Source organism: Agrobacterium sp. 22-221-1 (assembly GCF_053522445.1).
Window position 1 is genome coordinate 107849 of the sequence record NZ_JBNWCL010000002.1, and the last position, 18055, is coordinate 125903.

The 18055-nt window shown below is 60.6% G+C and carries 17 protein-coding genes; 6 read left to right on the top strand and 11 right to left on the bottom strand.

All coding sequences use genetic code 11. The features are described 5' to 3' along the window. Positions 1-22 precede the first annotated feature (22 nt). The gene (locus ACQZ5N_RS04055) at positions 23-919 is read left to right on the top strand and encodes a helix-turn-helix domain-containing protein (RefSeq protein ID WP_269829813.1); all 897 of its coding nucleotides are present in this window, start codon (positions 23-25) and stop codon (positions 917-919) included. Here ACQZ5N_RS04055 and ACQZ5N_RS04060 read toward each other — a convergent pair. Continuing rightward, positions 916-1761, bottom strand: coding sequence for an AraC family transcriptional regulator (locus ACQZ5N_RS04060; protein WP_448732171.1), 846 nt, complete (start codon positions 1759-1761; stop codon positions 916-918). The two genes, ACQZ5N_RS04055 and ACQZ5N_RS04060, sit on opposite strands and share 4 nt — an antisense overlap. Positions 1762-1884: 123 nt before the next feature. Here ACQZ5N_RS04060 and ACQZ5N_RS04065 point away from each other — a divergent pair, with 123 nt between their 5' ends. Then, positions 1885-3093, top strand: a complete 1209-nt coding sequence (locus ACQZ5N_RS04065; RefSeq protein ID WP_448732172.1) for an MFS transporter — start codon at positions 1885-1887, stop codon at positions 3091-3093. 86 nt (positions 3094-3179) lie between these two features. Then, a complete protein-coding gene (locus tag ACQZ5N_RS04070) occupies positions 3180-4076 on the top strand; it encodes a LysR substrate-binding domain-containing protein (protein ID WP_448732173.1) in 897 nt (298 codons plus the stop codon). 24 nt (positions 4077-4100) lie between these two features. Here the strand turns inward: ACQZ5N_RS04070 and ACQZ5N_RS04075 are convergent, their stop codons facing one another. The 10 genes from ACQZ5N_RS04075 to ACQZ5N_RS04120 form a co-directional block, all read right to left on the bottom strand. After that, positions 4101-5381 carry a TRAP transporter large permease gene (locus ACQZ5N_RS04075; RefSeq protein ID WP_020812270.1) on the bottom strand — a complete coding sequence of 427 codons (1281 nt, stop codon included), beginning with the start codon at positions 5379-5381 and terminating at the stop codon, positions 4101-4103. 3 nt (positions 5382-5384) lie between these two features. Continuing rightward, entirely contained in the window at positions 5385-5936 is a 552-nt protein-coding gene (locus tag ACQZ5N_RS04080) for a TRAP transporter small permease (RefSeq protein WP_080854702.1), read from the bottom strand. A 130-nt stretch (positions 5937-6066) separates the two neighbouring features. Beyond that, on the bottom strand, positions 6067-7062 hold the full coding sequence (locus tag ACQZ5N_RS04085; protein WP_448732174.1) for a DctP family TRAP transporter solute-binding subunit: 996 nt from the start codon (positions 7060-7062) through the stop codon (positions 6067-6069). Positions 7063-7084: 22 nt separating this feature from the next. Continuing rightward, entirely contained in the window at positions 7085-7987 is a 903-nt protein-coding gene (locus ACQZ5N_RS04090; protein ID WP_448732175.1) for an NAD(P)-dependent oxidoreductase, read from the bottom strand. A 12-nt stretch (positions 7988-7999) separates the two neighbouring features. Then, on the bottom strand, positions 8000-8302 hold the full coding sequence (locus ACQZ5N_RS04095) for a putative quinol monooxygenase (protein WP_448732176.1): 303 nt from the start codon (positions 8300-8302) through the stop codon (positions 8000-8002). A gap of 17 nt (positions 8303-8319) precedes the next feature. Beyond that, positions 8320-9678 (bottom strand): NAD(P)H-dependent oxidoreductase, encoded by a 1359-nt coding sequence (locus ACQZ5N_RS04100; RefSeq protein ID WP_448732177.1) that lies wholly within the window; start codon positions 9676-9678, stop codon positions 8320-8322. Positions 9679-9940: 262 nt separating this feature from the next. Next, positions 9941-10954: a LacI family DNA-binding transcriptional regulator gene (locus ACQZ5N_RS04105; RefSeq protein WP_003522707.1), complete on the bottom strand. Its 1014-nt coding sequence runs from the start codon at positions 10952-10954 to the stop codon at positions 9941-9943. Between the two features lie 116 nt (positions 10955-11070). After that, complete coding sequence (locus tag ACQZ5N_RS04110; protein ID WP_448732178.1) at positions 11071-12081, bottom strand: D-altritol 5-dehydrogenase; 1011 nt, start codon at positions 12079-12081, stop codon at positions 11071-11073. A gap of 16 nt (positions 12082-12097) precedes the next feature. Continuing rightward, positions 12098-12868, bottom strand: a complete 771-nt coding sequence (locus tag ACQZ5N_RS04115) for a galactitol 2-dehydrogenase (RefSeq protein ID WP_448732179.1) — start codon at positions 12866-12868, stop codon at positions 12098-12100. Positions 12869-13196: 328 nt separating this feature from the next. Continuing rightward, the gene (locus ACQZ5N_RS04120) at positions 13197-14510 is read right to left on the bottom strand and encodes an ABC transporter substrate-binding protein (protein WP_448732180.1); all 1314 of its coding nucleotides are present in this window, start codon (positions 14508-14510) and stop codon (positions 13197-13199) included. A 312-nt stretch (positions 14511-14822) separates the two neighbouring features. Between ACQZ5N_RS04120 and ACQZ5N_RS04125 the strand changes: the two genes are divergently transcribed. From ACQZ5N_RS04125 to ACQZ5N_RS04135, 3 genes are all read left to right on the top strand, one after another. Beyond that, positions 14823-15830 carry a tagatose kinase gene (locus tag ACQZ5N_RS04125; RefSeq protein ID WP_448732181.1) on the top strand — a complete coding sequence of 336 codons (1008 nt, stop codon included), beginning with the start codon at positions 14823-14825 and terminating at the stop codon, positions 15828-15830. After that, on the top strand, positions 15827-17104 hold the full coding sequence (locus ACQZ5N_RS04130) for a D-tagatose-bisphosphate aldolase, class II, non-catalytic subunit (RefSeq protein ID WP_448732182.1): 1278 nt from the start codon (positions 15827-15829) through the stop codon (positions 17102-17104). The genes ACQZ5N_RS04125 and ACQZ5N_RS04130 overlap by 4 nt, the downstream gene beginning before the upstream one ends. 67 nt (positions 17105-17171) lie before the next feature. Next, complete coding sequence (locus ACQZ5N_RS04135) at positions 17172-18044, top strand: carbohydrate ABC transporter permease (RefSeq protein ID WP_082184903.1); 873 nt, start codon at positions 17172-17174, stop codon at positions 18042-18044. The last annotated feature ends 11 nt before the right edge of the window (positions 18045-18055 follow it).

Here is an 18055-nt window from a genome sequence, read left to right on the forward strand (position 1 = left end):
ATCTGTCTCGTAAAAAGGGAACATCGATTTGGCGGAAAGTAAGATTGCCGAAAGAGCCTTCTACCAGCCGGGTGCGAGCAGCATCGAAGGCATGCCGACGACGCTTCAGCTTTTTCACAATCATCCGCCCATCATGCTCAGGCCTCACTGGCACGCGCAGGTGGAGGTAAATTACGTCATGTCGGGATCGGTGCATTACCGCATGGGCGACCATGACATGACGCTCAACGCCGGCCAGATGTGCATTTTCTGGGGCGGCCAGCCGCATCAGATGGACCATTCCTCCGACGATTCCTTTTATGCCGGTGCGCACCTGCCGCTCGTGCATTTCTTCCGCATGCGCCTGCCGGCCGCCGTCTCCAGCCAGCTGATGGGCGGTGCGACAATGGTGAGTGCCGAGACGGACAGGGCCGATGCGGAAAATTTCGGCCGCTGGTTCCGTTACGTCACCTCGGGCGATCCGGCGAAAGCCCAGCACGCGGTGGAGGAATTGCTGCTCCGGGTCGAGCGGATGTTTCTGGAGCCTTACTCGGTCATATCCTCGGCTCTCGATGGAAAACGCAGACAGGATGACGAGGGCATGGCGCCCTCCATCGGCGTGGTGCGCATGTGCGATTTCATCGCCGCCAATTTTCTCGACGATATCGACGCGACTGAAATCGCCCGCGCCGCCTCGCTGCACCCGAAATATGCGATGAACCTGTTTCGCAAATCCACGGGCATGACGCTGATCAAATATCTGACCCTGCTGCGGCTTTCCCGCGCGCAGGCGATGCTGATGACCGGCAAGGACAATATCCTGCAAATCGCCATGGAAAGCGGGTTCGGCTCGGTCAGCGCCTTCAACAAGGCATTCCGCCAGATCGCCGGCATGTCACCTTCCGATTTCCGTCGCGACATGCGGGCGACGGCGGCTTAATCTTCATTATCGGCGAAAGCGGCGCTGCGCTGCCGCGCCGCATGACGGTAAGCTCGCGGCGAGCTGCCTAGCATTCGCCGGAACATGGTGGTGAAGGCCGGGATGTTTTCATAACCGGCATCGAGCGCCACATTCGTCACCGCTTCGCCGGCTGCCAGCCTCGGCAGGGAGGCGAAGATACAGGCCTGCTGGCGCCAGGTGACGAAACTCAACCCCAATTCCTTGCGGAACAGCCGCGTAAACGAGCGCCGGCTGATGCCCATGGCCGCCGCCCAGTCGTCGATCTCCACCCGCGCCACCGGCTTTTTCAGGAAATCGCGGCACAACGCCGCCAGACGCTCATTATCGGGAAATGGCAGTCCGAGCGGCCGTTCCGGCAGACGATTGATCTCATCCAGCAACAGCGCCCGCACCAGACCGCGCCGATGAAAGGCGGGCGGCTCATGCTCTTCGCCCAGCAGTTCCGCAATCAGGCTGGAGGCGAGATCGGTGATTTCCACCACCCGCGGCACTTCGGCCTGAAACAGGTCGGGATGCACGTATATCGATTGCATTTCCACCGTCGAGATGGTCTCTGACTCGTGTTCCAGTCCGGCGGGAATAATCAGCCCATGGCCGGGCGGTATCATCCAGCGACCATCCGCGGTGCTGACCAGAACCACGCCCCGGCGGGCGTGCCAGATCTGCGCCCGGAGATGGCTGTGGACCGGCGCCCGATGTCCCGTGGCATAGGTGCGGCAAATCGCCAGCACCGGCTCGTTGGTGCCATCGATCAGTTTCAGCATGTAGCTATGGTCTTCGGCCGAAAAGGAACCGAACATCATGGAATTGATTTTTGCCATTTGGCCCACTCACAAAGAAAATCGTCCAGAACACAAATGCAGGCCAGAAACAATATGAATAAAAGCGGGAAGAAATAAAGACATGTTTCCCGCCTTCCGCCGGGAACCGAAGAGGACTTCATCATGGCCACTGTTACCAGCGCCAGCACCAGCACCGGGTTCAACCCGCAACGCACGGCGTTTTCGATCATCGCAGCCGCCAGCTTCTGCCATATGCTGAACGACATCATGCAATCGCTGCTGACGTCGCTTTACCCGCTGCTGAAAGCCAATTACGCGCTCGATTTCGTGCAGATCGGCCTGCTCACCTTCGCCTTTCAGGTCACCGCATCGCTGCTGCAGCCGGTCGTCGGCATGGTGACGGATCGCTGGCCCATGCCGTTTTCCCTGCCCGTCGCCATGCTGTCCACCTGCGCCGGCCTCATCACGCTCGCCTTCGCCCATAGTTTCGAGGTTCTGGTGATCGGCGCCTGCCTCATCGGCATCGGTTCGGCGATCTTCCATCCCGAAGCTTCCCGCGTCGCGCGCCTCGCATCCGGCGGCCGCCACGGTCTGGCGCAGTCCTTCTTCCAGGTGGGCGGCAATACCGGCACGGCTATCGGCCCGCTGCTTGCCGCCTTCATCGTCATCCCGCTCGGCCAGTCCAGCCTCAGCTGGTTCTCGCTGATCGCGCTCGTCGGTTTTGGCGTGCTTTCCTGGGTTGGCGTCTGGTACACCCGCCACCGCCGCGCAACGGTCGGCAAGGCTCCGGCCAGCCGCACCCTTCCCCTTGCCCGTGGCACGGTGATCATGACGCTTCTGGTGCTGGTGGTTCTGACCGCCACCAAGAACGCCTATCTCGCCAGCCTGTCCAGCTACTTCACCTTCTACACCATCGACAAGTTCGGTCTTGGCGTACAGGACGCGCAGGTTCTGCTGTTCCTCTTCCTCGGCGCTTCGGCACTGGGCGTGTTCTTCGGCGGCCCGATCGGCGACCGTTTCGGCTCGCGCGTCGTCATCTGGTTCTCGATCCTCGGCGTCATTCCCTTCGCGCTGCTGCTGCCCTATGCGAACCTGTTCTGGACGGCGGTTCTGGTCGTCGTCATCGGCTTCGTCTTCTCCTCCGCTTTCTCGGCCATCGTCGTGTTCGCGCAGGAACTGGTGCCGGGCCGCGTCGGCCTCATCGCCGGCATGTTCTTCGGTTTCGCCTTCGGTTTCGGCGGCATCGGGGCTGCTGTTCTGGGCGTCTATGCGGATAAGGAAGGCATCGAATTCGTCTACCGCATCTGCTCCTACATGCCGCTCCTCGGCCTGCTCACGGTGTTCCTACCGAAACTGCCGAGCCACCGCTAAAAGCTGAGCCTTCAACGCTTTTCAACACGGCGGTCACCTGTGATACTCAGGTGACCGCCGTATTCCGTTGAGCAAAGCCCTAACCCATGCAGATCCCGATAAAATCAATCCTCGTTTTCCACGCCGCGGCAAGGGCGGGCAGCATTTCGCGGGCGGCAGAAGAGTTGAGCGTCACGCCTTCGGCCGTTTCCCAGCAAATCCAGCTGCTGGAAGGCCAGCTCGGCACGACCCTGATGGCGCGAACCGGCCGCAAGGTGACATTGACCGAAGCGGGCGAGCGCTATTTCTCGATGATCACCGCACAGATCGAGCAGATATCAGACGCCACCGACAGTATTCGCGGCTTCCGCTCGGTCACCACGCTGACGATCCGGGCGACGCCGACAATCTCCAACAAATGGCTGCTGCCGCGTCTCGGCTCGTTTCTGGAGGAACATCCCGAACTTGAAGTACGCCTCGACGGCACCAACGAGCCGACCGACTTTTCGCAGGAACTCGTCGATATAGAATTGCGCCATGGCGATGGCCGCTGGCCGGGCCTCTTCGTGGAAGGGCTGGTGGAGGAGGAATTCCTGCCGGTCTGTTCGCCGAAGTATCCCGGTGCGGGTAAATTTCTGCCCGAGGAATTGCAGAACCAGCGGCTGATTCATTCGGTCAAGGCGCAGGCGCAATGGAACCACTGGTTCCCGCTGGCTGGCGTGACAGCCGAAAAGCGCTGGCGGCGGGTCCTGTTCGACCGCAGCCACATGGCCATCGATGCCGCCGTTCTCGGCATCGGCGTGGCGTTGGAAAGCACCTTGATGATGGAGCGGGAGCTGCAGGACAAAATGCTGATCCCGGCCGTGACGGACGCACCGCGCATCAAGCTCGTCACCCAATGGATCGTTTGCCCGCATTCCCATCTGCGGCAGAGAAAAGTCATGCTGTTTCTGGAGTGGATGCGAAAACAACGCGACGAGTGGCAAGCCCGCCGCGTTGTCTGAGGTTTCAGGCAATCAGTTTTCGCGTCAATAAAGCCCCATCAGCCGTATCGGCCCGAGCGTCAGCACCGGGAAAAGCACCAGCGCGAAGATAGCGAGCGTCAGCACCGTCATCGGCGCCAGCGAACCGCGAATGACATCCTCGATCTTCATGTTGGCAACCTGGGCTGCGGCAAACAGGCAGACCCCGACCGGCGGCGTCACCAGCCCGAGTGTCAGCGTCATGACAGTCACGATCAGGAAATGAATCGGATCGATGCCCAGCGCCTCCACCGGCGGCATCAGCACCGGAATGAGGATGAACATGGCCGGAATCGCTTCCATGAAGATGCCGATGATGAGCAGGAAGACGAAGATGACGAGCATGCCGGTCATTGGCCCGAGATTCATGGCCTTCAGGAGATCGGCGACCTGTTCCGGCAGACCATCGAAGGTGAAGACCCAGGCGGCGAGCTGTGAGGTGGCGGCGATGAACAGGATGGTTCCCGAGATACGTGCCGTCGAGATCAATATTTCCGGCAGTTCGCGTACCGGCAGGGTGCGGTAAACGATGACGCCGAGCACCGCTACGTAAACCACCGCGATGGCTGCAGCCTCCGTTGGCGTGAACAGGCCGCTGGCAATGCCGATGATGAGGATCAACGGCGTCAGCATCGGCAGGATGGCGCGCAGACCCGTGACGACGACCAGACGGAAATTGAAAGGCGTCGGCGGATTGTAACCGTAATGCACCGAATAGAAGTGGTTAAAGACCAGAAAGGCGAAGGCAATGAAAAGGCCTGGCACCAGACCCGCGATCAGCAGCGTGCCGATCGACACGTTGGCGATGGAACCGGCAATCACGATCAGGATCGACGGCGGAATGATCGAGGAGAGCGTCGAGGTGCAGAGCGTCATGCCGACGGCATAACCCTTCGGAAATCCATGCCGCTCCATGGCCTTGATCTCGATGGCGCCGACCGAGGCGATATCGGCGACGGAGGAGCCGGAGACGCCGGAAAAGATCACCGATGAGATGACGTTGACATGGCCAAGCCCGCCGGGAAGCCAGCCGACCATGGCCTCGGCAAAATCGAAGATACGCTCCGCCACACGTCCCCGTTCCATGACGGTGCCGACGAGGATGAACAGCGGCACGGCGACGAGGAGGAAGGAGTTCATCGACGAGAACATCGTCTGCGACAGCAGGTCCATGGGCATGGAGGTGAAGAGCCACAGCGTGCCGACACTGGCGAGCGCCAGCGCAATGGCGAGCGGCACGCCAAGCATGCTGAGACCGAAAAAGGCGACGAGAAGAAAGACCGACATGGCTCAATGTCCTGCTGAAATGGAGATATCGGCATGGGCGATCTCATCCGCCGGCAGACCAAGTTCGGGAAGCGCGATGAGCTCCCGGCGGCTGCGCAGCGATTCGATGATGGCCAGCACGGCGATGATGGCGGAGACCGGCAACACGATGCCGATGGTCCACATGGGGATCGGCAGGGTCGCGGCGGTCTCGTTCATCATGATCTGCTGGCGCACCAGGGTCAGACCCGTCCAGCCCATCATGCCGAAAAAGAACACCGAGGAACCGACATAGATCGGCACCGCCAGCCGCCGGAAGAAGCGGTGAAACAGCACCAGAAACACCACGACACGGGCGCTTTCAACGGTGCGGAAGCCGGCGGCGAGGCCGAGAAACACCATCCAGATGAAGAGGAAACGCGTCGCCTCCTCGGTCCAGGGAAGCGGGCTGCCGGTCAGGCGGCCGATGACCTGAAGAAGAACGACGATGAGAATGCCGGCACAGGCTGCCCCTGCGGCCACATCGGCGATGAGTTTAACGATGGTGCCGAGCACCGAAGGTTTCGTATCGTTCATGACAATACCCTTCCACTGCTGAAACCGGATATCCGGTAAAACGAATGCCGCCCTGCCTCTGCGGCAAAGCAACCCTTGCTGACGTTGGGGAAGGCCGGACCGAGATCCGGCCATCCACCGGCGCAAAACGTCAGTTCGTCTTGAGGAAAGCCTGCGTCTTGTCGAAGAACGCCTGATCTTTCACCAGCGCGGAGAACTTTGCCGAAAGACCGGCCGCCACCGCCACGAAAGCCTTGCGCTCGTCGTCCGTCAGCGTGTTGACCTCCATGCCGTTCTTCTTCAGCGTTTCGAGCGACTTGTCGATATCGGCAGCGTCATTCTGCGCCTTCCAGGCCTCGGTCTCGGTGGCGGCTTCCTTCAGCGCGGCCTTGAAGTTCTCATCGAGACCTTCGAAGCGGGCCGGGTTCATTCCAAGCACCCAGGCGTCAGCAATGTGATTGCTGATCGTCAGATACTTCTGCACCTCGTAAAGCTTGGCGCTGACCGGCACGTTGACCGGATTTTCCTGTCCATCGACCACCTTGAGCTGGAGGGCGTTATAGACCTCGGCAAAGGCCATCGGTGTCGGGGCCGCCCCCATGGCGCCGAAAAATTCGACCCAGAGCGGATTGTTCGGCACGCGCAGCTTCATGCCCTTGAGATCGGCCGGCGACTTGATCGGCGCCTTCGAATTGGTGATCTGGCGCAGCGGCCGCGACCATAGATCGAGCCCGAGAATGCCGATCTTGCTGAGATCGGTGGAAAGCTCCTTGCCGAGATCGCTGTCGAGATAGACCCTGAGCTGGTCGATATCGCGGAACTGGTAAGGAATGGCGATGGCCGTGAACTTCGGATTGAAGGTCGCGTAAAGCGAGGTCGAGTTCAACAGCATGTCCAGCGAACCGCCGGCCAGCTGCTTGACGCCCGCCGAAGGATCGCCGCCATAAAGCGTGCCGTTCGGAAACACCTTGATCTTGAGTTTGCCGTCGGTCTTTTTCGAAACGATCTCGGCAAATTTGTTGGCGGCGAGCGTGATTTCGGACGTATCCGCGTCGGGCGTCGAAAGTGTCAGCGTTTCCGCCTGTGCGATGGATGCTACGAGCATGGTGGCGGCCAGAGCCAGCCCGTAAAGTTTTGAAATTTTCATGTGTTCCTCCCTTTGTTGTATCTCAAACAGTTTCGAGCGTTCCTCCGAACGCATTCATGCGCTTAATTTCAAGGATCACACCGCTGTGATCAAGCTCGCCCGCGCCATGCTCGACCATGGAGCGGAACAGCCGGTCAACCTCCTCGCCGACCGGTAGTCTGAGGCCACGGCTTCTGGCGAAGGCCAGCGCCGTGGACGTATCCTTCACCTGATATTTCGCCGGCCCGCCGGGACGGAAATCGCCTTCCACCATGCGTTTTCCGTGCTGGCGGAAGACGGTGGAATCGGCAAAGCCGCCAAGCAGGGCGTGGCGCACCTGCGCCGGGTCTGCTCCCCCCTCTTCCACGAGGGTGAGAGCTTCGGCGACGGCGCAGATCGTCGAGGCGACGATCAACTGGTTGGCGAGCTTGGCCAGAGAACCGCAGCCCACCGGACCGACATGGGTGACGCGCCCGAGACAACCGAGGAGCGGCCGCAGCGCATCCACATCCTGCTGTTCGCCGCCGGCCATGATGGCGAGCGCTCCTTCGATCGCTCCCTTTTCACCGCCGGATACGGGCGCATCGACATATCTGACCCCGCATGCCCTGGTCGCCTCCGCCTGTTCCATTGCGATCTCAACGGGAATAGAACTCATGACCAGCAGAACCGCGCCGGGCTTCATGGCTGAAACGACGCCCGAGGGGCCGAGCAGAACCTCGTTGCAGACCGGCCCGGAACTCAGCATGCAGAGCACGGCATCCGCTTCGGACGCGGCCTCGGCTGCCGTTGTTACCGCCAGCACGCCCTTGTCGGCCAGAACCGCAGCTTTTTCAGCGCTGCGGTTCCAGACCTTGACGGAAAATCCGGCCTCCGCCAAACGCGCCGCCATGGGAGCACCCATGATACCCGTCCCGATAACGGCGATCCGGCGGATGTCTGCCATCGTCCCCATCCTTCAAAGCCATTGCCGGTTCAGGAAACGCACCGGCAGTTCTTCTTCGATAAGGGCGGGAAACGCCTCGCGAAACCGGTCGAGATGCGGTGTTTTAAGATGATCGTCGAAAGCCTGCCGGTCGTCGTAGACTTCATAGAACACCACATTGTTTCCCGTTTCCGGCCGCACCACGTCGAATTGGCGGCAACCCGGTTCATCCTGAACCGAATGGGTGGCGTCATCGCGCGCGGCGTCGAGAAAGGCATCCATCGCGTCAGGCTTCACCCGAAATTCCGCGATTACCACGAAAGCTCCCTTCGGCATGTCCCGTTCTCCGCCCATCACGCGGCTGCGTCTTTTTGCGGACGGAAGCGGTTTTCCATGTCCTGACGCAACTTCACCACGTCAAGGTCGTTCACCAGCTCCACATCGTCGAAGCTGACGATCTGGTCCTTCTTGATGGCGCGCTTCAGCTTGACATTATGCGCAAGGCCAATCGGTAGCGCCTTCATATCGAGGCTGCGGGTGGCGGGAATGGCATTGGCCCAGACCGCGTAACCGCCCTCGCCGTCCAGCATCTCGCCGGGCTGCATGTCCTTCTTCGCGGTCGCAACCGCATCGCCGCGAAATTCTTTCGAGCAACCGGTGGCTTCGTTGCGCAGCACGGCGGAGAGCACGCTGATCGAGGTTTCGAGGCCGATGATGTGGAACGGACGCCACATGGAGGCGTACCAGCCGGACGGATCGGTCAGCAGGCCATATTGTTTGAAGCAGGCGCGGGCATATTCATTATGCGCCTTGAAGGTGACGAAAACACCGTATCGGATGTTGTTGAACACCTCGCGGCCATCCGGCTCCTGGCTTGCGGCAATGTCGACGAGACCGGAGCGCGACATACGGCCGCCATCGGCAGCGGGACGGAAGACGCGGGCGAGATCATGCAGGCCGGCGGGCGGGAAAGCCAGACCGTCATCCGGGCAATCCAGCCCCGTGCCGTTGGCGACGGCCGCCATTTCGATGGCCGCCTTGGTGCCGTCGGTGAAGGAATTGTACATTTTCGGATTGAAGTCGCCCTTGGCCACTTCCTCTTCCGTCCAACCGAAATAACCCCAGACCGTGTCCGGCGTCGAATAACGGTAACGCGGCTCGAAATTCATGCCCTTGCCGGCGGAGACGACCTCGAAACCGGTGGCGCGGGCCCAGTCGACCAGTTCGCAGATCAGCGCCGGCTGGTCACCGTAAGCCATCGAATAGATCAGGCCCTTGGCACGGGCCTTTTCGGCAAGGATCGGCCCGACCATGACATCGGCTTCGACATTGACCATGACGACATGTTTGTTGTGGTCGATGGCGCCGAGCGCGTGGCGCGCGCCGGCCAGCGGATGGCCGGTGGCCTCGATCACGCATTCGATCTCGCCGCAGGCGAAAAGCTCGTTCACATCGTCGGTCACATAGGTCTTGCCGCTCTTCAGCGCCTCGGCGCAGCTCTTCGCATCGTAACGCTCCTTCGGCCAGCCGACGCGATCCAGCGATTCCTTCGCCTTGCCGACATTGAGGTCTGCGACGGCGACCATGTGGAAACCGGCGATGCGCTGCGCCTGCGCCAGCACCATGGAGCCGAACTTGCCCGCGCCGATGAGGCCGACCCGCACGGGTTTGCCGCCGGCTGCACGCGCTGACAGAAGAGAATAGAGATTCATGTTTTGACATCCTTCGCTGGGGAAATTGCTGGCGAGAATGTCCAGTCAGCCCGGCGAAGGCCATGCGATACCGAGGCAGCGAAGGCGTATCCCTCGCGGCACCGACGGCATGACTATCCAACGTTCCTCCCGGATACCGGCACGCCTTTGCGCCGGCTCTCGCGGTCGCCTCCCAAAGCAACCTTGAGAACAGAGTAGGAGCGTTCAAATATTAGTTCTATTTAGAAAATCAGATTCTTTATTTAGCTTATCTAACAAATCATCAGGCCGATTTGCGCAGCATCAGATCGGCGCTGAGGAGAATGCGCTCGCGCATCCGCGTCGTGTCATCCGCCTCCTCGTCCAGCTTCTGCAACAGAAGCTCGATCGACAGCCTGCCGATCTCGTTATAGTTCTGCGCCACCGTGGTGATTGGCGGGCAGGCGTAACGCGACAGCGGATGATCGTCATGACCGGCGACCCTGAGGTCATAATCCGCACCATGGCCGACCCTGATGCCCTTCTGAAAGGCGGCGGCGATGACGCCGAAGGCGATACGGTCGTTGGCGCATAGAATCGTACGCGATGGCAGAGACCCCGCCCCTTCCAGCAGCCGGCCCGCCTCATCGAAGGCGAAACGCTCGAAATCCCAGGTGACGATATCCGGAACGTTGATCACCTGCGGCTCGAAACCAAGGCGCCGCATGGCCTCCTCATAGGCGGTGCGACGCGTGGCGGCATTGGTATTGACCTGCGGCATGTCGAAGAAACAGGGCGGCTCGCCCGAGCGGCAGAGATAATCCACCATCAGCCCGACACTCTGGCGGTTGTCGGTGCCGACAAAGGCCGAGGTCTCGTCGAGCGGCGAATCGACATAAACGATCGGAATGCTGGCCGCGAGCTGCTCCAGCGTGGCGCGGTGGGATTTGACGCCGAGCGGAGCGATGATCGCACCGGCAACATTCATCGACTTGAAGGTGCGGATGGCGCGGTCTTCGATTTCCGCCTTGCCATCCGATGACAGCACGAAGGCAAGGAAGCCCGCCTCGTTGGCGATGAGCTCGATGCGGCTCGTCAGCGCCATATAGAAGGGATCGGTGGAATTCGGGATGATGATGCCGATGATATTGGAGCGGCGGCGGTTGAGATTGACGGCGAAAATATTGGGCCGGAAGCCCGATTTCTTCAGCGCATCCTCGATGGCATCCCGCGTCTTCTTGCGGACCGAGGCCGGATCATTGAAGTATTTCGAAACAGTCGGGCGCGAAAGGCCGACGAATTCCGAAAACTCTTCCATCGTCCTGATAGATTTGGCCAAAGTGCTTGCCCCCATGAAATATTACATGTGGTACTTTATATCGACCGGCCTTCGCACGAAAAGCCGGTCGACTGCGGTTATCAACCACCAAACGATCATTCGGCTGCAAATTGCACTTTCATGGTGGCCGGATCGGATGGTTTCTTCGTAAAGAACGGCAGCATTTCCGAAAGCGGCAGCCGGTGCGAGACGAGCCGCGCCATGACATCGCCATCCGTTTCCAGAATGGCAAGCGCCTGCGGTATGTTGCGGTTCAGCGAATGCGAGCCGACAAGCTTCAGCTGACGGCGGAAGATTTCGAAGGGCGCAACCGAAATGCGGGCATCCGGCGCGCAGACGCCGAAGAACAGCGCCGTGCCGCCATCGGCAACCAGCGGGATCATCGCTTCCGCAACGGGGGCAATGCCGGTCGCATCCGCCACGACATCGAAAGACTTCTGTTGCCGCAGGAGCGCTTCTGAGCCGGAAACCGCCACCTGAAGCCCGAGACCTTCGGCAAAAGCCAGCCTGCTTTCGTTGATATCGGCAATCGTCACCGTCTCGATGCCGCGCGCTTTCAGCGACAGGGCAAGCAGCAGGCCGATGGGACCGGCTCCGAAAACGAGCGCATTTTCAGCCACCGTTCCGTTCTCGCCGATACCCGCGCTCTGCATGCCGTTGACGACGCAGGCGAGCGGTTCGGCCAGCGCCGCGACATGATAGGGCATGGAGCCGATGCCATGCAGGTGATCGGCGTGTACGACGCTGAATTCCGCGAAACCGCCATTATGGGAAACGCCATAGGCCTTCAGCGTGCTGCAAAGATTGGTCAACCCCTTCCTGCAACTCGGGCAGGTGCCACACGGCAGATTGGGATCGACCACCACCCGGTCGCCGGTCTTTATGCCCGTCACATCGGCGGCCACGGCCGCGACTTCACCGGCATATTCATGCCCCGGAATGACCGGAAAGGCACCGTCGCCGTAACGCGCGTGGAGCACATCGATATCGGTGTGGCAAAGCCCCGAAGCCTTGACCCGCACCAGCGCGTGGCCCAGCGGTAGATCGGCAACGGGAACTTCCGCCAGAACGGCCTGTCCCTTCTCGACGAATTGAATGGCATGCATGGTCATCTCCGGCTTTTCAGCTCATCCAGTTGCCGCCGTCGACATTATATGTCTGGGCGAGAATATAGTCGCTGTCGGAAGAGGCGAGGAAAACCGCAAGCCCCTTGATGTCGTCGGGCGTCGCAAAACGGCCGATCGGCACGGATTTCGCCACCGCCGCCTTCTTCTCACCCGGCTTCAGGCCTTCCCATTTGGCGAACTCCGCATCGACCACTTCCCAATGCTCGCCATCCACGACGCCGGGTGCAATGGCGTTGACATTGATGCCGTGCTTGACGAGCGCCAGCGCCGCCGACTGCGTGGCGGAAATGATCGCCGCCTTGGAGGCGCAATAAAGCGTGACGAGCGCCTCGCCGCGGCGGCCGGCCTGGCTCGCCATATTGATGATCTTGCCACCGCGCGCCCGCTCGATCATCACATTCGAGACCGCCTTCATCATGAACAACGGTCCCTTGAGATTGATGTCGAAGACCCGCTCATAACTCTGTTCGGTAATGCCGTTGATCGGCGCCATATCGAAGATCGCGGCATTGTTGACGAGAATGTCGATGCCGCCGAATTCCTCATCCACCGCCTTCACCACGGCATCGATCTCGGAAAGATCGGTCACATCCAGCTTCACGGCCTTGGCGGCAGAGCCGATGGCGGCGGCGGAAGCCGTCGCGCGGGCAATATCGATATCGGCGATGATGACCTTTGCACCCTCATCTGCGAAAGCCTGTGCGAAACCAAGGCCGATACCGCGGGCAGCGCCGGTGATCAGCGCGACCTTGTTGTTCAATCTCATGTCGATCTCCGTGATGCATGGTGGGCACTGGATGAACCCGGTCATGCGTTTGTTGTTAGATGCATTTTTTCCGGCAAACCCGAACACGGTACACCGGGTAAAGATTTGATATGCCAGCGCACCCCACACTCCCTCATTCCTGTGCTTGTCACAGGAATCCAGCCGACGCGCGTCGGCGCGGCGGGAGGAGTCTTTTTCAGCCCAAGGACTTGGGCTGGCTGGATTCCTGTGACAAGCACAGGAATGAGGAAGCAGGTGCTGTAACTCACACTCCACCCATGCCGCCCGCCCCCGAAAGGTGAACGGGCGGCACGCCGGGAGGACGCGGCTACTTGATGTAGCCCGCGCGGGTCATGTCACGCTCGACCTGTTTCTGTGCGCCTTCGAGCGCCGCATCGACGGTCTGCTGGCCGGAAAGGGCAGCCGCGATCTGCTGGCCGACAACCGTACCGATGGACTGGAACTCCGGTATGGCGACGAACTGCACGCCGGTATAGGGCACCGGATCCTTGGTCGGCTTGGACGGATCGGCCGACATGATCGCCTTCAGCACGGTATCCGCAAAGGGCGCGGCCTTCTTGTATTCCGGCAGCTCATAGGTGGATTTGCGCGTGCCCGGCGGCACGGCCACCCAGCCTTCGCTTTCACCGACCGTCTTCACATAGTTCTTCGACGTCGCCCATTTGACGAAGGACTTGGCGGTTTCAAGCTTCTTCGTGGTGTTCGGAATGGCGAGGTTCCACGACCACGACCAGCTCGACCCGTTCGGCGTCGCCTCGACCGGAGCACGCGTAAACGCGGTCTTGTCTGCGACCTGGCTCTGCTTGGGGTCATAAACACGGCCCGCCGCCGAAGTGGCGTCGATCCACATGGCGCAACGGCCGGATGAAAACAGCGTCTGGTTTTCGTTGAAGCCGTTGGCGGCCGCACCGGGCGGGCCGTAGGAGGTCATCAGCGCCACATAGTCAGAGATCGCCTTTTTCCAAGGCTCGCTCGTCAGTTGCGGTTTCCAGTCCATGTCGAACCAACGGCCGCCATAGGTGTTGATCATGGTGCCGAGGAAAGCCATGTTCTCGCCCCAGCCCGGCTTGCCGCGCAGGCATATGCCATATTGCTGCTTAGACTTGTCGGTCAGCTTGGCGGCGAAATCCTTGATTTGGTCGTAGGTCGGATTGTCAGGCATCTTCAGGCCGGCCGCATCGAACAGGTCCTTGCGGTAAAGCGTGAACGAGCTTTCGGTGTAAAACGGCACGGCGTAAAGCTTGCCGTCGACAGTCAGGCCCTTTTTGATCGGATCAAGCAGATCGGCGTAATCGTAGTCGTCGCCGAGATCGTTGACCGGCGCCAGCCAGCCCTGCTTGCCCCAGATCGGCGCTTCGTAACCGCCGATGGTCATGATGTCGAACTGGCCGCCATTGGTAGCGATATCGGTGGTGACACGTTCGCGCAGGACATTCTCTTCCAGCACGATCCAGTTGATCTTGTTGCCCGTCTCCTTCTCCCAGGCGCTGGAAAGCTTCTGCATGATGATCATGTCGCCATTGTTGACGGTGGCGATGTTGATTTCTTCCGCCTGCGCCAGACCGGCGAAAAGGCCGATGCCAACCACGGACGATGACAGAATTCCAATAAATTTGCTCATGAGACCCGCTCCTCCTTTACGGATGTCTACGCATAACAATACATGCGTAAATTTTTTATCTCGCAAAATCCGCTCTCTTGTCAACATCCGAAAATAAATCGGAGCATGGAGATATCGTCACGCGCGCCAATAAACCACTGTTTTAAAGCGAATAATATCATAAAAAATTATTTCCAGAGGCGTCCTGCTTGCTGCGATGCAACAAAATTTTCATCATCTCATATATTGACGCGCGTAAATTTTTGAATGATATCCGAAAACCAGAAGCCCTCGGGACGGCGGATTTTCATCCGCCAAAAGGACGGGAGCCGAATGCATATGGAGGAGACGATGAGGCAGACATCCGCACTGGCGCCGCACACGAAAGGCCCGACCATCACGGCGGGGGAAATCCTCGTGGAAATCATGGCGACGACGGTGGGCGACGGCTTTCTGGAGCCGCAGGCACTGATCGGCCCCTTCCCGAGCGGCGCGCCGGCCATCTTCATCGATCAGGTGGCGCGCTGCGGCGGAGCCGCCGGCATCATTGCGGCGGTGGGTGACGATGATTTCGGCCGTCTCAATGTCGAGAGGCTGCGCGGCGACGGCGTCGACGTATCGGCCATCGCCACCATAGCCGACCGGCCGACGGGCAGCGCCTTCGTGCGTTACCGGGAAAACGGCGCACGGGACTTCGTTTTCAACATCGCCCATTCGGCGGCCAGCGAAACGCATATGACCGATGAAGCGCAGGCTCTTATCGAAAAAGCCGGCCATGTGCATGTCATGGGATCGGCCTTTGCGATTGCCGGCATTGGCGAAATCATTCTCGAAGCCATCAGACGCGTCAGGGCGCGTGGCGGCTCGGTCTCCTTCGATCCCAACATCCGCAAGGAACTGGCGCAGGGCGACGCCGGCCGCAGGCTGATCGACGATCTGCTTGGTGTCACCGATCTTCTCCTGCCCTCCGGTGAGGAGCTTCAGGCAGCCTCCGGGCTGGATGACGAGGACGCAGCTATCGAAAAGCTGCTTGCCTCCGGTATCGGCGAGATCGTGCTGAAGCGCGGCGCAGATGGTGCAAGCCATTTCAGCCGCGCCCATGGGCGCATCGACGTCCCCGGCTTGCGGGTCCGCGAAATCGACCCGACCGGTGCCGGCGACTGTTTCGGTGCGACCTATCTCACCTGCCGCCGCCTCGGCATGCACCCGCAAAAGGCGCTCGCCTATGCCAATGCCGCCGGCGCGCACAATGTCACCCGCCGCGGCCCGATGGAGGGCGCCGCCAGCCTTTCCGAACTCGACGCCTTTCTGGCCGCGCAACTGTCGGAGGAAATCCTGTGACCGGTATACTCGAAAATCTCGCCTCCGCGCGCCGCTCCGGCAAGCCCGCCGGCATCACCTCCGTCTGCTCCGCCCATCCCGTGGTTCTGCGCGCCGCAATTCGCCGTGCCGCCGCCGGCAGGACACCGGTGCTGATCGAGGCAACCTGCAATCAGGTCAATCATCTCGGCGGTTATACCGGCATGACGCCACGGGACTTCGTCAGCTTCGTCAACAGCATTGCCGAGGAAGAAGGGTTGCCCCGCGAACTGGTGATTTTTGGCGGAGACCATCTCGGCCCCAATCCCTGGCGCAAGGAACCGGCCGAGGAGGCGCTGACAAAAGCCGCCGCCATGGTCGAGGCCTATGTGACGGCTGGTTTTCGCAAGATCCATCTCGATGCCTCGATGGGCTGCGCCGGTGAACCGGCGGCGCTGGACGACGACACGATAGCCAACCGCGCCGCCAAACTTGCGGCCGTCGCCGAAAAGGTCGCCACGGCTGCCGGCCTGCCGAAACCGCTTTATATTCTCGGCACCGAGGTGCCGGTGCCAGGCGGGGCGGACCATGTGCTCGATACGGTCGCGCCGACGCAGCCGCAGGCAGCGCGCCAGACCATCGACCTTCACCGCGAAATATTCGCGCGACACGGCCTTTCCGATGCGTTCGAACGGGTCATCGCCTTTGTCGTGCAGCCCGGCGTGGAATTCGGCAGCGACAATGTCGTCGCTTACGATCCGCAAGCGGCCACCGCCTTGAGCGCCGTGCTGGACGCCGAACCGCAACTGGTCTTCGAGGCCCATTCCACCGATTACCAGACGCAGGCCGCCCTCACGACACTGGTATGCGATGGATATCCCATCCTGAAAGTAGGCCCCGGCCTGACCTTCGCCTATCGCGAAGCGCTTTACGCTCTCGACATGATCGCCTCCGAGATGATCGGCGATTATGGCGACCGTCCTTTGGCGCGCACCATGGAGGAGCTGATGCTGTCCTCACCCGGTGACTGGCGCGGACATTATCATGGCGATGATATCACGCTGCGATTGCAGCGCCACTACAGCTACAGCGACCGCATCCGCTATTACTGGACGCGGCCGGAAGCGCTTGCGGCCGTTTCCGCCTTGCATAAGGCGCTGGATGGGAAGACAATTCCCGAACCCTTGCTGCGCCAGTATCTCGGCGAATTGCCGCTCGCGGCAGTTGCAGGAAAGGATATGGAGGAGGTTCTGGTCGCGGCAGTGGATCAGGTGCTGGCGACCTACCATGCGGCGACGGGCGAAGGCCGCCAGTAAGATAATCGTTAAATTCGGATGCCCCGGCGGGAGACGTTGCGGGTATCGGTCAGGGACGGGGAAACTCATGGCAACCCGAAACACAAGCGGATTAGCGCGGGTAATGCTTGCGCCATCGGTGCTGTTGTTGCTGGTGTGGATGATCGTGCCTCTGGCGATGACCCTGTGGTTCTCGTTCCAGAACTACAATCTCCTCAACCCGGCCAATGTCAGCTTCGCCGGTCTGTTCAATTACCAGTATTTCTACACCGACCCGGCCTTCTTCCAGTCGATCTGGAACACGCTTTTGATCGTCGGCGGTGTCCTTCTGATCACGGTCATCGGCGGCATCGCCATTGCGCTTCTGCTCGACAATGACATTTTCGGCCAGGGCATCGTGCGCATCATGATCATCTCGCCCTTCTTCGTCATGCCGCCGGTGGCAGCTTTGGTGTGGAAGAACATGATCATGCATCCCGGCTACGGCGTGCTTGCCGATCTCTCCCGCTTCTTCGGTTTCCAGCCGGTCGACTGGTTCGCGCAGTTTCCGCTGCTCTCCATCATCATCATCGTCGCCTGGCAATGGCTGCCGTTCGCGACGCTGATCCTCTTGACCGCCCTGCAGTCGCTCGATGGCGAACAGAAGGAAGCCGCCGAGATGGATGGCGCCAACTTCGTCAACCGCTTCGTCTATCTGACCCTGCCGCATCTTTCCCGCGCCATCACCGTCGTCATTTTGATCCAGACGATCTTCCTGCTCGGCGTCTATGCGGAAATCCTCGTCACCACCAATGGCGGCCCCGGTTATGCCTCCACCAACCTCGCCTTCCTCATCTATCGCACGGCGCTTCTGGGCTACGACGTCGGCGGCGCTTCGGCCGGCGGCATCATCGCCGTCATCCTCGCCAATATCGTCGCCATCTTCCTGATGCGCGCCGTCGGCAAGAACCTCGACCGGTAAGGGGGAAACAT

Bases quoted from the DNA above. Each gene is read 5' to 3' on its own strand.
- ACQZ5N_RS04135 (WP_082184903.1), top strand. From the start codon at position 17,172: ATGGCAACCCGAAACACAAGCGGATTAGCGCGGGTAATGCTTGCGCCA.
- ACQZ5N_RS04060 (WP_448732171.1), bottom strand. From the start codon at position 1,761: ATGGCAAAAATCAATTCCATGATGTTCGGTTCCTTTTCGGCCGAAGAC.
- ACQZ5N_RS04105 (WP_003522707.1), bottom strand. From the start codon at position 10,954: ATGGAAGAGTTTTCGGAATTCGTCGGCCTTTCGCGCCCGACTGTTTCG.
- ACQZ5N_RS04095 (WP_448732176.1), bottom strand. From the start codon at position 8,302: ATGCCGAAGGGAGCTTTCGTGGTAATCGCGGAATTTCGGGTGAAGCCT.
- ACQZ5N_RS04090 (WP_448732175.1), bottom strand. From the start codon at position 7,987: ATGGCAGACATCCGCCGGATCGCCGTTATCGGGACGGGTATCATGGGT.
- ACQZ5N_RS04075 (WP_020812270.1), bottom strand. From the start codon at position 5,381: ATGTCGGTCTTTCTTCTCGTCGCCTTTTTCGGTCTCAGCATGCTTGGC.
- ACQZ5N_RS04120 (WP_448732180.1), bottom strand. From the start codon at position 14,510: ATGAGCAAATTTATTGGAATTCTGTCATCGTCCGTGGTTGGCATCGGC.
- ACQZ5N_RS04070 (WP_448732173.1), top strand. From the start codon at position 3,180: ATGCAGATCCCGATAAAATCAATCCTCGTTTTCCACGCCGCGGCAAGG.
- ACQZ5N_RS04125 (WP_448732181.1), top strand. From the start codon at position 14,823: ATGCATATGGAGGAGACGATGAGGCAGACATCCGCACTGGCGCCGCAC.
- ACQZ5N_RS04085 (WP_448732174.1), bottom strand. From the start codon at position 7,062: ATGAAAATTTCAAAACTTTACGGGCTGGCTCTGGCCGCCACCATGCTC.
- ACQZ5N_RS04115 (WP_448732179.1), bottom strand. From the start codon at position 12,868: ATGAGATTGAACAACAAGGTCGCGCTGATCACCGGCGCTGCCCGCGGT.
- ACQZ5N_RS04110 (WP_448732178.1), bottom strand. From the start codon at position 12,081: ATGCATGCCATTCAATTCGTCGAGAAGGGACAGGCCGTTCTGGCGGAA.
- ACQZ5N_RS04100 (WP_448732177.1), bottom strand. From the start codon at position 9,678: ATGAATCTCTATTCTCTTCTGTCAGCGCGTGCAGCCGGCGGCAAACCC.
- ACQZ5N_RS04065 (WP_448732172.1), top strand. From the start codon at position 1,885: ATGGCCACTGTTACCAGCGCCAGCACCAGCACCGGGTTCAACCCGCAA.
- ACQZ5N_RS04080 (WP_080854702.1), bottom strand. From the start codon at position 5,936: ATGAACGATACGAAACCTTCGGTGCTCGGCACCATCGTTAAACTCATC.